The organism is Inquilinus limosus (assembly GCF_051487185.1).
Classification (GTDB): domain Bacteria; phylum Pseudomonadota; class Alphaproteobacteria; order DSM-16000; family Inquilinaceae; genus Inquilinus; species Inquilinus limosus_F.
In genome coordinates this window covers 113,814-127,962 of sequence record NZ_JAHVDK010000016.1, presented here as the reverse complement: position 1 = coordinate 127,962, position 14,149 = coordinate 113,814, and the positions used below count along the sequence as shown (strand labels likewise).

General features: G+C 70.2%; 12 protein-coding genes. 7 read left to right on the top strand and 5 right to left on the bottom strand.

The window, feature by feature from the left end:
- Window position 1: 1 nt before the first annotated feature.
- A complete protein-coding gene (locus KXR53_RS19375) occupies window positions 2–1,027 on the top strand; it encodes an ABC transporter ATP-binding protein (protein WP_437376901.1) in 1,026 nt (341 codons plus the stop codon).
- A gap of 243 nt (window positions 1,028–1,270) precedes the next feature.
- On the opposite strand, the gene KXR53_RS19370 is transcribed toward KXR53_RS19375, so the two are convergent.
- Window positions 1,271–2,029 (bottom strand): hypothetical protein, encoded by a 759-nt coding sequence (locus tag KXR53_RS19370; protein WP_437376900.1) that lies wholly within the window; start codon window positions 2,027–2,029, stop codon window positions 1,271–1,273.
- Between the two features lie 268 nt (window positions 2,030–2,297).
- Window positions 2,298–3,095 (bottom strand): DeoR/GlpR family DNA-binding transcription regulator, encoded by a 798-nt coding sequence (locus KXR53_RS19365; protein ID WP_437376899.1) that lies wholly within the window; start codon window positions 3,093–3,095, stop codon window positions 2,298–2,300.
- Window positions 3,096–3,233: 138 nt separating this feature from the next.
- Here KXR53_RS19365 and KXR53_RS19360 point away from each other — a divergent pair, with 138 nt between their 5' ends.
- The 6 genes from KXR53_RS19360 (at window position 3,234) to KXR53_RS19335 (ending at window position 9,948) form a co-directional block, all read left to right on the top strand.
- On the top strand, window positions 3,234–4,553 hold the full coding sequence (locus KXR53_RS19360) for an ABC transporter substrate-binding protein (protein ID WP_437376898.1): 1,320 nt from the start codon (window positions 3,234–3,236) through the stop codon (window positions 4,551–4,553).
- Between the two features lie 11 nt (window positions 4,554–4,564).
- Complete coding sequence (locus KXR53_RS19355; RefSeq protein ID WP_437376897.1) at window positions 4,565–5,494, top strand: carbohydrate ABC transporter permease; 930 nt, start codon at window positions 4,565–4,567, stop codon at window positions 5,492–5,494.
- Complete coding sequence (locus KXR53_RS19350) at window positions 5,491–6,360, top strand: carbohydrate ABC transporter permease (RefSeq protein ID WP_437376896.1); 870 nt, start codon at window positions 5,491–5,493, stop codon at window positions 6,358–6,360. Before KXR53_RS19355 ends, KXR53_RS19350 begins: the two co-directional genes overlap by 4 nt.
- Before the next feature lie 154 nt (window positions 6,361–6,514).
- The gene (locus KXR53_RS19345; protein WP_437376895.1) at window positions 6,515–7,753 is read left to right on the top strand and encodes an ADP-dependent glucokinase/phosphofructokinase; all 1,239 of its coding nucleotides are present in this window, start codon (window positions 6,515–6,517) and stop codon (window positions 7,751–7,753) included.
- A gap of 3 nt (window positions 7,754–7,756) precedes the next feature.
- Window positions 7,757–8,758, top strand: a complete 1,002-nt coding sequence (locus tag KXR53_RS19340; RefSeq protein WP_437376894.1) for a tagatose 1,6-diphosphate aldolase — start codon at window positions 7,757–7,759, stop codon at window positions 8,756–8,758.
- A 122-nt stretch (window positions 8,759–8,880) separates the two neighbouring features.
- Entirely contained in the window at window positions 8,881–9,948 is a 1,068-nt protein-coding gene (locus tag KXR53_RS19335) for an NAD(P)H-dependent flavin oxidoreductase (RefSeq protein WP_437376893.1), read from the top strand.
- A gap of 305 nt (window positions 9,949–10,253) precedes the next feature.
- On the opposite strand, the gene KXR53_RS19330 is transcribed toward KXR53_RS19335, so the two are convergent.
- From KXR53_RS19330 to KXR53_RS19320, 3 genes are all read right to left on the bottom strand, one after another.
- A complete protein-coding gene (locus KXR53_RS19330; RefSeq protein WP_437376892.1) occupies window positions 10,254–11,036 on the bottom strand; it encodes a hypothetical protein in 783 nt (260 codons plus the stop codon).
- Between the two features lie 238 nt (window positions 11,037–11,274).
- On the bottom strand, window positions 11,275–12,303 hold the full coding sequence (locus KXR53_RS19325; protein ID WP_437376891.1) for a 3-oxoacyl-[acyl-carrier-protein] synthase III C-terminal domain-containing protein: 1,029 nt from the start codon (window positions 12,301–12,303) through the stop codon (window positions 11,275–11,277).
- Window positions 12,304–14,118 carry a thiamine pyrophosphate-binding protein gene (locus KXR53_RS19320; protein WP_437376890.1) on the bottom strand — a complete coding sequence of 605 codons (1,815 nt, stop codon included), beginning with the start codon at window positions 14,116–14,118 and terminating at the stop codon, window positions 12,304–12,306.
- Between the last annotated feature and the right edge of the window lie 31 nt (window positions 14,119–14,149).

Genomic DNA, 14,149 nt, shown 5'->3' with positions numbered 1-14,149 from the left:
GATGACACAACAACCCGCGCCCATCCTCGACCTGCAGGAGCTCAGCAAGTCCTTCCCGGTCGGCGGCACGCTGTTCGGCCGCGACCGGCTGCAGGTGCGCGCGGTCGACCGCGTCTCCTTTACCGTTCGACAGGGCGAGGTGCTGGGGCTCGTCGGCGAATCCGGCTCGGGCAAGAGCACGCTCGGCCGGACCCTGCTGCGGCTGATGCGGCCGACCGGCGGGCGCGTGCTGTTCGAGGGCGTCGACATCACCCATCTCGGCCGCCGCCAGCTGAAGCCGATCCGGCCGCGGATGCAGTTCGTGTTCCAGGACCCGGCGGCGTCGCTGAACCCGCGCATGACCGTCGGCCGCATCGTCGCCATGCCGCTGCGGGTGCAGAAGGCCGCGCCCTCGGCGGCGGAGCGCACGGCCCGGGTGGCGGCGGCGCTTGAGACGGTCGGGCTTTCTGCCAGCCATGCCGAGCGCTTCCCGCACGAATTCTCCGGAGGCCAGCGCCAGCGCATCGGCATCGCCCGCGCGCTCGTCACCCAGCCCCGGCTGCTGGTGGCGGACGAGCCGGTCTCAGCCCTCGACGTCTCGGTCCAGGCGCAGATCATCAACCTTTTGATGGAGGTGAAGCGGCGGCTGGACCTGACCATCCTGTTCATCAGCCACGACCTGGCCGTGGTCGGCCAGATCTGCGACCGGGTGGCGGTGATGTATCTCGGCCGGATCGTCGAGATCGCCCCGGCCCGCGCGCTGTTCGAGACGCCGCGCCACCCCTACACCGAGGCGTTGCTGTCGGCCGCGCCGATCCCGGACCCGACGCTGCGCCGCCAGCGCATCCTGTTGAAGGGCGAGTTGCCCAGCCCGCTGTCGCCGCCCTCGGGCTGCCCGTTCCGCACCCGCTGCCGCTACGCCCTGCCGGCCTGCGCCGAGGCCGCCCCGCCGCTGCAGGCGGTCGGGGACGGCCACTACAGCGCCTGCATCCGGCCCGAGCTGGCGCTGGCCTCGCCGCTGCGCCTGGCCAGCGCCTGTGCGGGGTGAGGCGATGCCTTGGGGGCGAGCAGGGCGATCCAGAATCTGGTGACGCTGATGGCCAAGCCGCTTCGCGTGACCTCTCCCGCCTGGCGGGAGAGGTCGGGCTCGCGCAGCGAGACCGGGTGAGGGCGGGGCCGGGCCTCGACAAAACCCCCTCACCCGGAGGCGCAAGCGCCTCCGACCTCTCCCGCAGGCGGGAGAGGCAAAACAATCGGGCTCTTATGGTGTGTGAGACAGTCCGGGCGGCGTTCATCCGCCGCCGGGCTTAAGCAGCCAGGGCGCGCGGTCGAGCCGTTCGCCGGTCTCGATGTCGTACCAGCCCTGGACCGGGATCTTGTCGCTCGCGTCGAGATGCCAGTAGCGGCCGGCATCCGGTCCGTCCTCGGGCCACCAGGGCACGGGAGGCTTGTCGCCGTCCTTGGCCGCCTTCTTCCGCCGTCCGAACCAGTCGGCGCCGGAATAGTCCGGGTCCAGCCAGGCCGGGTCGGGACGGATGCGCATGTCGCGGCAGAGGTGGAAGACGATCGCCTCCAGCGAATGCTCGGAAAGGGCGAGGTCGGCGTCGATCGCCGGGTCGTCGACCAGCCGCTTCCACATCGCGGCGATCTGCGCCTCGCAGGTCTCGGCCGGGAGGTCGCGGTTGGCGGCGACCGAGCAGGCGACGGCGCGGGCCACCCGGTGGCGGCGCGTCTCCTTCGCCGCGGCGCTGTCGCGGGCGTGGATAGCGGCCTTTTCCGCCATCTCCTGGCGCTTGCGGGCGAGATGAAGCTTGAGCGCCAGCATGCGGCTGACACCGCGGCCGGCGCGCTCGAAGGCCAGCCCGAACTCCTTGGCCTTGGCGGCATCATCGGCCTTGATGGCGGCCATCGTGGCCCGATGCATCGCCTCCGCCTGCTCCATCGCCATCTCGGCCAGCCGGTCGAGCAGGCGCGCCGCCTGCTCGGCCTCGGCCCGATCGGGGGCCGGGGCGGCGGGCTGCGGGGTGGGGACGGAGTGCGGCTTGTTCATGGAACATATGATGAACAACAACGAACCACCTGCGCAATGAACATTGCGTGACCTTAAGGCGGTATGGTCGGCGGCAGACTGGATCGCCACGGCCCCCGGATCAAGTCCGAGGCTCGCGCCTCGCGATGATGGCGAGGGTTTGGCGGTTCAAGCTGCGCCGTCATTGCGAGCGCAGCGAAGCAATCCATGCAGCCGCTCGTGCGGGACGATGGAGTGCTTCGTCGGCTTCGCCTCCTCGCAATGACGGCGAGGGGCCGGGGGGCATGCCTCAGCCCGCCACCACGACATCGACCTGGGCGCGCTCCAGCAGCTCGGCGATCTCCTGGGGCGGCGGCTGGTCGGTCACCAGCACATGCGCCCGGTCGAGCGGCGCGATATGGGCGAAGGAGGCATGGCCGAACTTGCTGGCATCCGCCAGGATCATGGTGCGGCGCGCCGCCGCCATCATCGCGGCGATCAGACCGGCTTCCTCGAGGAGCGTCGTGGACAGGCCGGCCGAAGCCGACAGGCCGCCGACGCCGAGCACCGCCGTGTCGGCGGTGATGCCGCCTGCACCGGCGAAGCCGAGCGGGCCGATGGTGACGTGGGATTCGCGCCGGAACTGGCCGCCGAGGACGTAGATGTCGCGCACCGCCTGCGCCGGCACGGCCAGCGGCAGCTCGAGATTGTTGGTGACGATGGTCAGGTCGCGCCGGCCCGTCAGCTCGGCCGCGAACAGCCGGGTGGTCGAGCCGCCATTGACGATCAGCGTCTCGCCGTCGCCGATCAGGTTGGCAGCGGCCCGTGCGATGCGCCGTTTTGCATCGATCTGCGTGTTCATGCGCTGGGCGTAGGGCGCATCGCGCCCGACCAGCACGTCGACCGGCACGGCGCCGCCATGGGTCCGGGCCAGCAGGCCGCGGCCCTCGAGGAAATCGAGGTCACGCCGGATCGTGTCGGCCGAAACCCCGAACAGACCGGACAGCTCCGTCACCGTCACCTGGCCCCGGGTGCGGGCCAGGCGCAGCAGCTCGTTGCGCCGCCGCGCGGGGAGGGCCGCATCCGCGGCGGGATCGAATGATGTCATGGCTCCTCGCAGAAAACCGCACCGAGTCTAAGACAACTTGCTTGACTCTGCCAGATCGCTGCGGCCCTATATCGGAATAGGCGCATAAACACGCATAAAACAGCGCAAGATTCCCGTTTCCATCAATGGGAGGGAGGAATGACCAAGATCCCTGGCCGGACGCAGCGCTCCGGCGGCCTGTTCCGGCGTGATCTTCTGAAGCTGTCTGGGGTGGCGCTGGGGGCAGGGGCCGCGGCCCCGATCCTGGGCCGGTCGCGGCCGGCCCGCGCGGCGACCGAGATCACCTTCGCCAGCGCGAAGTTCTTCGGCAAGGAGACGATCGCGCAGCTGGTCGACGCCTACAACGCGTCGCAGGACAAGGTCCATGTCACCTATCGCGAGCTGCCGCCGCCCAGCGCCTCGACCGAGGTGCATCAGGCGCTGGTGCAGCAGCTGGCCCGCCGCAACGGCGCGCCCGACGTGTTCACCCAGGACATCATCTGGATCGCCGAATTCGCCGCTGCCGGCTGGTCGCTGCCGCTCGACGACCATATCGATTCCAGCGAGATCGGCGCCTATTTCCCCGGCCTCGTCGCCGGCTGCAAATGGCAGGGCAAGCTGGTGGCGCTGCCCTGGTTCGTCGATTCCGGCATGCTGTACTACCGGCGCGACCTGCTGGAAGCGGCCGGGGCCAAGGTGCCGGAAACCTGGCCCGAGCTGGTCGAGACGGCGAAGAAGATCACCGACGCCGGCCAGGCCAAGCTGGGCTTCCTGTGGCAGGGCAAGCAGGCCGAGGTGCTGGTCTGCGACCTCGTCTCCTTCACCGGCTCGAACGGCGGCGCCATCCTCGACGCCGACGGCAAGACCGTGCGCATCGCCGACCCGGCGGCGGTCGAGGCGGTGCAGTTCATGCACGACACCATCGCCACCCACAAGATCAGCCCGCCCGACCTCTTGAGCTGGGACGAGGAGCCGTCGCGCCGGCCCTTCACCGCCGGGCAGGCGGTGTTCCTGCGCAACTGGTCCTATGTCTACGGCATCTCCCAGGACGCGAGCGAATCCAGCGTCGTCGGCAAGGTCGGCGTCGCGCCGCTGCCGCACTTCCCGGGCAAGTCCAGCGCCGCCTCGCTCGGCGGCTACCAGTACGGCGTCAACGCCTCGTCCAAACACAAGGAGGCGGCGCTCGACTTCGTGCGCTGGATGTCCTCGCCCGAGACCCAGCTGCGCTTCGCCCTGCAGCTCGGCCTGGCGCCGACCCGGCAGGCGGTGTTCGACCATCCGGAGCTGGCCAAGGCCCAGCCCTTCATGGCCCAGCTGAAGCCGGTGTTCCTGGGCGCCACGCCGCGGCCGGTGACGCCGAAATACCCGCAGGTCTCGCTGGTGCTGCAGTCGGAGGTGTCGAAGGCGCTGGCGGGCGGCGACGTCAAGGGCGCGCTGGAGGCCGCCAAGTCCCGGATCGACGCCATCGTCGGGGTATGACCTGCATGGCGATGACCGGCTCCATCGCGCATCGCATCGCCGGCCCGGGGCGTTCCCGCCTCGGGCCGGTCCGGGCCCCGGCCCTGCTCCTGCTGCTGCCGGCGGCCGGCGCCCTGGCCGCGGTCTCGGTCTATCCGGTCGGGCTCGGCCTCTGGCTGTCGTTCCGCGACACCTCGCTGGCCGCGCCCGACGACGCCTTCCTCGGCCTGCGCAACTACCAGGACCTGATCGCCGACCCGACCTTCTGGAACGCCTGGCTGCACACGGTCGAGTTCACGGTCACTTCAACCCTGGCCGAGACGCTGCTCGGGCTCGGCATGGCGCTGATCCTCTACGAATGGTTCATCGGTCGCGGCCTGGTGCGGGCGGCGATGCTGATCCCCTGGGCGATCCCGACCGTCGTCACCTCGAAGATGTTCGGCTGGCTGTTCGACGGCCAGAACGGGATCGTCAATCACCTGCTGCGGGTCACCGGGCTGATCGACCAGAACGTCAACTGGTACGGGTCGACCGACACGGCGCTCCTCACCATCATCATCGCCGACGTCTGGAAGACCACGCCCTTCATGGCGTTGCTGCTACTCGCTGGGCTGCAGACGATCCCGCGCTCGCTGTTGGAGGCGGCGCTGGTCGACGGCGCCGGGCCGTGGTCGACCTTCTGGCGGGTGCGGCTGCCGCTCTTGATGCCGACGCTGCTGATCGCGGCACTGTTCCGGGCGCTCGACGCTTTCCGCATCTTCGACCTGGTCTATGTGCTGACCGGCGGCGGCCCCGCGGATTCGACCGAGACGCTGTCGACCCTGACCTACAAGACCCTCTTCTCGACGCTGCAGTTCGGCTACGGCTCGGCCATGGCGGCGGCGATGTTCGCGACCGAGGTGGTGATCGCCGGGGTGTTCGGCGCCGTCCTGATCCGCAAGCTGCGGGAGACCGAGCGATGACGCCGCTCTCCGCCATGCGCGGCCGGCTGCTCGGCCTGCCGGTCTGGGTCTGGCGCGGCGTGCTGCTGCATGCCGGCGCCCTGTTCATCGTCGCCTGGTCCGCCGGCCCATTCCTGTGGCAGCTCTCCACCTCGCTGCAGGAGGACAAGGCGCTGGTCGCCGAGACGCCGAGCTGGCTGCCGATCCCGGCCACGCTCGAGCATTTCGTGAACATCTTCACGGTCAAGCAGTTCCAGCTCTACCTGCTGAACTCGGTGATCGTGGCCGGGGCGACGACCGTCGTCTGCCTCGTGCTCGGGGCGCTGGCCGCCTTCGCCTTGGCGCGGCTCGACATCAGGGGCCGCTTCGGCATCCTCGGCCTGATCCTGTCGATCTCGATGTTCCCGCAGATCGCGATCGTGGCGCCGCTCTACCTGCTCGCCGCGTCGATGGAGTTGCTCGACACCTACACGGTGCTGGTCGTGGTCTATGTCGCGCTCGGCCTGCCGCTGGTGATCTGGGTGCTGTTCGGCTACTTCCACAGCATCCCGCGCGAGATCGACGACGCCGCGCGGATGGATGGCGCTGGGCCGCTCACCATCCTGTTCCGCGTCACCCTGCCGATGTCGCTGCCCGGGGTGGTGACCACGGGGCTGCTCGGCTTCATCGCGGCGTGGAATGAGTTCATGTTCGCGCTGGCCTTCACCTCCGACATCAGCCGGCAGACGGTGCCGGTCGGCATCGCCAACTTCACCAACCTCTACTACGTGCCCTGGGGCGACATCGCCGCCGCGTCAGTCGTGGTGACGGTGCCGCTGGTGCTGCTGGTGCTGGCCTTCCAGCGTCACATCATCGCCGGGCTGACCCAGGGGGCGGTCAAGGAATGATACCAGCCTCCCGAAACATTGAGCCGTCATGGCGAGGCGGCGAAGCCGACGTGGCCATCCAGGGGCCGGTGCGAGTGGCCCTGGATGGCCACGCCCCTTCGGGGCTCGCCATGACGGGGAACGGACCGAAGAGTCGATCTCGAAGGCCAATGGCATGAGGTGGGAGCAGCGTTATCGCGACCTGTCGACCCGGCTACGGCACCTCGCCGCCACGGCGCGGCCGACCCTGTGCGGCCTCAGCACCTGCATCGATGCCTATCTGCCGCTGCACCGTGCCTGGCCGGTGCTGGCGGCTGAGCCCGGCACCCCCGCCGCGGCGCTGGCGGCGGAGCTGCTGCGCCGTGCCGCGGAAGGGATCGGCGGCGAGGTCCTGGTCGACTGGCCGGAGGGGCCGTGCTGGATCGACCGGCATCTCCGTTCCAACCCCGGCCTCGGCGGCACCGGCGCCCAGGCGGCGCAGGCGCTGGCCGTGGCCGGCGCGCCGGCGCTGCTGGCCCTGGGCGACCGCACGCCGGCCCAGCTTGCCCTGCTGCATCCCGGGATCCGTCTGGCCGAGGGCGACCGCATCGTTCCCGCCCGCGAGGCACGGCCCGGCGGGGGCGGCAAGCCGGCGCATTACATCTTCGAGTTCACCGCCGGCACCCCGGTCGGGCCGGCCATGCCGCGGCGGTCGTCGCGCACCATTGTGCGCTTCGCCGACGAGGCACTGGACGACGATCCGGATTTTTGGCTCGCCAGCATCGGTGTGGCGTTGACGGCCGGGGCAGGGATCCTGTCCGGCTTCAACGCCCTGCCGCCGGACGCGGTCGATGCTTCCGTCGGCTCCGCCGCCGAGCTCGCCGACGCCTGGCGGGCGGCGGGGCTCGCCCTGATCCATCACGAGCTCGGCGACTACCCGCATGCGGCGCTGCGCGACCGGGTGGTGGAAGGGCTGACGCCGCACGCCACCTCCTTCGGCCTCAGCCTGTCGGAGCTGGAGGCGCTGTCGCCCGGCCCCGGTGATCCCGGCGCCAAGGCCCGTGCCCTCGGCGACCGCTTCGGCCTCGCGCGCGTCTGCGTCCATGCCGATGGCTGGGCGCTGGCGGCCACCCGCGGCGATCCGCAGGCGGAGCTGGAGGCGCTGATGGCCGGCTGCCTCCTGGCCGCGACCCGCGCCGCGGTCGGCATCCCGACCAACCCGGACGGCATCCCGCCCGGCGCCGTGTTTCCACCGCTGCCCTTCCCGGTCTGGGACCACCGCGACGGCTGGACCATGGTCGCCTGCGCCGCGCCTTACCTCGAACGCCCCGCGGCCACGATCGGCCTCGGCGACACCTTCCTGGCCGGCTGCCTGCTCGTGCTCGGCCAGCCGCCCGAGATCCTGTCCACCCTGACATCGACCGAAGAGGATTGAACGATGGTCTCCCTGCCCGCCGCCCGCGACCCCGGCAAGATCCGCAGCCTGCAGCGTGTCGCCTCGGCCGACGGCTTCTTTCTGATCTGCGCGCTCGATCACCTGTCGGATTTCCAGGAGCTGCTGGCGCCGGACCCGGACAAGGTCGACTACGCCATGACCGTCGCGGCGAAGATCGAGCTGGTGCGCGCGCTGTCGCCCGAGGTCAGCGCCTTCCTGCTCGACCCGCGCTATGGCCTGGCGCCGGCGATCGCGGCGCGGGTCCTGCCGGGTTCGGTCGGGCTGATGGCGAGCATCGAGGACGAGGGCTACAACGGCGCCGCCGCGGCGCGCGAGACCCGGTTCCGCGCCGGCTGGGGCACGCGCAAGATGAAGGCGATGGGCGTCGACGTCTGCAAGCTGCTCTGGTTCTACCGGCCGGACAGCGCGGTCGCCGAGCATCAGCGCCAGGTTGTGCGCAGCCTCGCCGCCGAATGCGCCAGCCTGTCGCTGCCGCTGGTGGTGGAGCCGATCTGGTACCCGCTGCCGGGCGAGGACCCGGCGAGCGCCGCCTGGAAGGCGAAGCGGATCGAGGGCATCGTCGCCTCGGCGCATGAGGCGAACGGCTACGGCGTCGACGTGCTGAAGGTCGAGTTCCCCGGCGACGTCAGCACGGAAGAGGGCAGGGCCGCCGCGCTCGACGCCTGCCGGCGGCTCGACGACGGCATCTCCGTGCCCTGGGTGATCCTTTCGGCCGGCGTCGGCTATGCCGATTTCCGCACCCAGGTGGAGATCGCCTGCAGGGCCGGCGCCTCCGGCTTCCTCGCCGGCCGGTCGATCTGGCGCGACGCTGCCTCGACCCACGACCCGGCGAAGAAGGCGGCGGCCCAGAAGGACGCGGCCGGGCGCCTCGCCGAGCTCGCTTCCATCACCCGCAAGCATGGCCGGCCCTATGTCCCGGCCCTGGAGCCGGCGGCCGTGGCCCAGGCCTATCCGGAATTCTGGTACGCCAGCTGGCAGAACTGACGGCAGCCGCAAGCCCTCGTCTGCCGGCGAGGGCTGCCGGTCTCTTAGCGCCGGAGGCCGTCCATGCGGGCCCGCGGCCATGCTATAATGGTGCTGTGGCCGTCCAGCGCAGCGGGGGAAGCATGTGGCCCCGTCGGGATCTTCAGGAACTCCTGGGCATCGAGCACCCCCTGATCCAGGCTCCGATGACGAGTGTCACGACGCCGGAGCTGGTCTCGGCCGTCTGCAACGCCGGTGCCCTGGGGTCACTCGGCTGCGGAATCCTGCCCCCCGACATGGTGCGCGATCAGGTGGCGGCCGTGCGGGCCAGCACCAACCACGCCTTCAACCTCAATTTCTTTGCCCATACGACGCCACCGCTCGACAGGGCGGCGGTGGCCCGGGCGCGCGCGAGACTTCAGCGCTATTACGATGAGCTCGGCCTGGGCGCTCCTCCGGAGCCGAGCGAACCGCCTGTCCCGGCCTTCGATCCTGCCCGGCTGGAGTTGGTCCTCGAGCTTCGGCCGCGGGTCGCCAGCTTCCATTTCGGGCTGCCGGGCGAAGATGCGCTGCGCCGGTTGAAGCAGGCAGGCTGTGCCGTCCTGAGCTCGGCCACGACGGTGGCCGAGGCGCGCTGGCTCGAAGAGGCGGGCGCCGATGCGATCATCGCGCAGGGCGCGGAGGCCGGCGGGCACCGCGGAACCTTCACCGATCATCCCGGCGCCGGGTCCGTCGGCACAATGGCTCTCGTTCCCCAGGTCGCCGATGCGGTCCGCGTGCCGGTCATCGCCGCCGGCGGCATCTTCGACGGACGCGGGATCGCGGCGGCGTTCAAGCTGGGGGCCAGCGGCGTGCAGATCGGCACGGCCTTTCTCGGCTGCCCCGAAAGCAATGTTCCCGCCCCGTACCGGGCCGCGTTGCGCGGTGCGACGGATCAGAGCACTCACGTCACGCGGGCTTATACCGGCAGGCCCGCGCGGGTCCTTCGCAGCCGCTTCTCCAGCGAAATGGAAGCCGAGGAGGCGCCGGTGCTGGACTTTCCGTTCCAGGCGGCCCTGACGATGCCGCTGGGGCGCAGCGCCGACGGAACGACCATACGCCCCGATTTCCTACCGATGTGGGCAGGCCAGGGCGCCGCCGCGGTGGATGAGATCCCCGCAGGCGAACTGGTGCGCCGGCTGGTCGCAGACGCCCAGAGTTTTCTCTCCTGAATCCGCTCCACCGGCCGCCCCCGCCCGGCTTTCCCATGAGGTGATGAAATCTGATCAACGGCGTCCGTTGAGCGCCGTCGCTCCGGCCATACGCTCGCTCCATCCGCGCAGCCGGGCCCCAAGTGGCGGTTCCGGCCGTTCGGTTGGGAGGAGACCATGAAGAAATATCTCGCGCCTTATCCGAGGGTCCGCCGCATCTTCGAGGCGGGCCTGGCGCTCGACGCCTTCCAGCGGGCGATGCCCGACCGGCAGCCGGATGCGGAATAGGGGGCGGATCCTGGTCCGCTCCGGCCCGGCGGGCGACGTCAGCGGGTCGCCGCCAATTCCGGTGGCCGCCGAGGGAAAGACGGCGTGCGGACTGCGCCGGCCTGCGCGAGCATAGGGTTGCCGAGCTCTGCCGCAATCCAGGCCATGCCCGGCAGGCCGCGGGAACAGGACTTGATCCAACCGAGCATCGCCCGCGCCAGGTCAGGGCGCTGGTCGTGCAGCAGCGAGGCGAAGGTGAATTCGGTCCGAAGCGCCTGTTCGACGATCTCGGTCGCTTGCGGCGGCAGGCCCCGCATGCTGTCCAGGGGCGTCTCGACGGGCTGGCGGCCCGGCAGATGGATCCGCACGCCGCCCGTCGCGGGGGCGGCGTCGAAGATGAAGGCCGCCGGCTGGGGTCCGTTGGGAGCGGTCACGGCGATCGCCTGGAACCGGCCCTCCAGCTCCTCGGTGAACACGGTCAGGCTCGCCGCCGTGCGGTCGCGATAGTCGAGGCTCACGGTGGCATAGCCGGCCGACTGGATCCGGCGCGCCACGATCACCAGCGCAGCCCGCTGGAGGCGCCAGTCGAGGCGGTGGGGGATGTTCAGCACATCGGCGCAGATGGTGATGACCGCCGGCTCGGCATCGGCCGACCGAAGCGTTTCCCGGATCGCGCCGAGGTCCAGATACATGGCACGAAAGCCTGCCGCGTCCGGGCCGACCATCTCGCTCGAGGCATCGAGGACGCCGCCGCGGGTCTCGATCGCTTCGAACAGGGCCGACCAGCCGGCCGGCGCGGGCTCGCTCCCGCGGGCTGTTCTGCTGTGCATGAAGTCCTCCATTCTGTCGGCCGTCGACAGGCGGTCGCTGCCGCCCGTGCGGTTTCGTCATGCGACAATGGTCCGCCGATAGACCCCGGGGAGCCTGGCGCAGCACTGCACGGATCAGCTTATGCTTCTGTATAAGCGCCGCGATGTTCGGCCCTGTGACTGGGATATGAACCGCCATTCGCATCGGACGAGGCGTCTAACGGTCGGCGGGGCGGGTGGATTCCCCGATCGGAGGACCGGCTCTACAGCGTCAGAGGGCGATCTGTCCCCTGTTGCAGCGGCGGCGCAGCAGCACCGCGGAGGTCTGCTGCTGCAGGCCGATGGTCAGCAGCACCAAAGCGTCGCGCGAGATTTCGGCATAGCGCGCCGCCAGCGTCACCGGCACGGAGGCCGAGGTCATGTTGGCGTATTCGGTCAGCGTCGTCAGGTACTGGCCCGGCCGGATCGCCTCCGCCCAGGCGTCGATCAGGACCGAGGAGGCCTGGTGCGCGATCAGCGTGATCTCGTCGGCCGCCAGGCCGTTGCGGCGCAGCAGCCGGTCGACGATCCGCGGCGGGACCTTGGCGCCGTACTCCCGGTACGACGCGGCTCCCTCGTCGCCGATATACATCAGCGGGGTGGTGAAGCTCTCCGCCAGATAGGGCGGCGGCGGATCGATCGTGCCGGCGGGCCGGGCGCTCATATGCATGGCGCCGAAATAGCTGGTGTCGGTGTCGGTCACGACATCGACCAGGGCGAAGCGCTGCTGGTCGCCGGTCACCGCCATCACCGCGGCGCCGGCGCCGTCGGCCGCGCCGATGCAGGTCGCCTCATGGTAGCTGACATGCCGGCTCCAGTTGCAGCCGCAGACGACCAGCGCGTTGCGCAGGCCGCGGCCGGTGCGGATCAGCGCCTCGGCCAGGACCAGGCCGTCATTGAAGATGGTGAACTCGGTCCCGAGCGGCAGCACCTGACAGCGCGACGGCAGGCCCAGCGTCTGGTGCAGCGCCACCAGCCCGTTCGGGCTGACATAGTCGGAGACCGAGGCGACGCCGATCAGCAGGTCGATGTCGTCGGCACCCAGCCCGGCATCGGCCAGAGCGCCGGCGGCGGCCTCCGCCATCAGCCCGAGCAGCGTCTCGCCGGGGGGAAGGATCCGGCGCTGGTCGAAGCCCTTGAACAGGTCGGAATGGGGCGGGTTGTGCGCCTTGATCCAGTCGAAGATCGGCGCATCGTTGGTCCGGACCTGCTCCGGCACCGCGAAGCCGACGCCCCTGATGCGGGCGGTGTTGTCAGCCATTCACGCGTCCTCCCGCGGGAGATCGCCGGGCTGCAGCGGGTTGCGGTAGTAGGGCGGCACCTCCGCCCGATCGATCTCGAGCACGATCACCTGCGGTCGCCGGTACAGCTCGGCCTGGCCGATCGCCTTGGTCAGGGCGGCGCGCAGCCCCTGCGGGTCGTGCACCGTGTAGGTCATGGCGCCCAGCCCGGTCGCGAAGGACACCAGGTCCGGGGCGCCGAGCTTGTAGTAGTCGGTCCAGGACGGCTTCGGCGGCTTCGGGAAGAAATGCGCGTTGCCCTGGCTGACCATGGCCAGATCGTTGTTGTCCATGACAATCCAGATGGCGCCGACGCCGTAGCGCACGGCGGTCGACACCTCGCTGCCATGCATCAGGAAGGCGCCGTCGCCGGTGATCGCGATGCAGGTCCGGTCCGGGGCGCCAAGCTTGCCGCCGACCACCGCGCAGACGCCGAAGCCGAGCGGTCCGGTGTCGAGCGACAGATGGATCTGGGTCGGCGGGTCGAGCGCCAGATAGTTCAGCGACCAGCCGACGCAGTTGGCGCAGTCGATGAAGATGTGGCTGCCGGGCGGCACCACCTCGTTGATCACGCGCATCGCCGATTGCGGCAGGACCGGGTTGGCCAGGGAATCGCGCTTCTCCGGATCGTACCAGGGGGCGTGGTGGTCCTTGAGCCAGCGGATGTAGTCCTTTCGCTCCGCCACCGCGGCCTCGTCGGGCCGGCGCTGCTCCGCCAGGTCGCACAGATCGTCGATGAACTGGCCGAGCTCGCTGACGATACCGAGCTCGATCGGGAAGACGCGGCCGATCACCGACTGGTCGGCATCGACCTGGATGAGCGGCCCTTGCGGCAGCAGGGCCGGGTTCCAGTTGCTGGTGGCGAGATTGCCCAGCACCGACCCCATCACCATCAGCGCGTCATAAGCCGGGCCGCCCCCTGCGGCCGCGAGATAGAGGCTGGGCCAGATGCAGCCGGCCATGCCGTAGTTGCGGAGCGACAGCGGATGGTTCTCCGGGAACAGCGCCTTGCCGTCGGGCGAGGTCATCACCGGAATGCCGAAGCGCTCGACGAAGGCGATGAAGCGGTCGCGCCGCTCGCCCTGCAGGGCGAAGCGGTTGCCGTTGCCGAGCATGATCAGCGGCCGCTTCGCCGCCAGCAGCAGGTCGAGGGCGCGGCCGGTGCGGGCCCGGTCGCTGGCCTTCGGCACGGTGCGGTAGTTCTCCCAGCTCGCCGGGAAGGCGACCGGCCCGCTCGGCGTCTGGTTCGAGACGTCGACCGGCAGACTGATATGGGTGGCGCGGAACGGGATCGACAGCGCGTCGCGCAGCGCCTGGGTGAACAGCGTGCCGAGATCGTCCGGGCTGGCGATCATGGCGCTGTACTGCACCGAGGCCTGGTAGACGGCGTCGACGTTGAGCGTGCCGTCGATGCCCTGCTGCAGATAGCCCTTGCCGAAATAGCTCTCGGCCACCTCGCCGGTGATGGTCAGCACGGCCGAGTGGTCGGCCTGCGCGTTCATCGCCCCGGTCAGGGCGTTGACCGCGCCGGGCCCGGTGGTGGCCAGGACCACGCCCAGCCCCCCGGTCACCCGGTGCAGCCCGTCCGCCATGTAGGCGGCGCCGGTCTCGTGCCGGCAGACGACGTAAGTGAACTCGTCCTCGCGCAGCCGCAGCTCGTTCAGCAGATACATGATGCCGCCGCCGGGGATGCCGAAGAGGTAGCGGACATTCTCAAGCTTCAGGTAGTCGAGCAGCAGCTGCGATACGGTCCGGTCGGTCACTGTGCGGTAATAGGTCGTGCTCTGCTGCAGCATGCGCGGGATCTCTCGGAACGGGGGAGAAGGG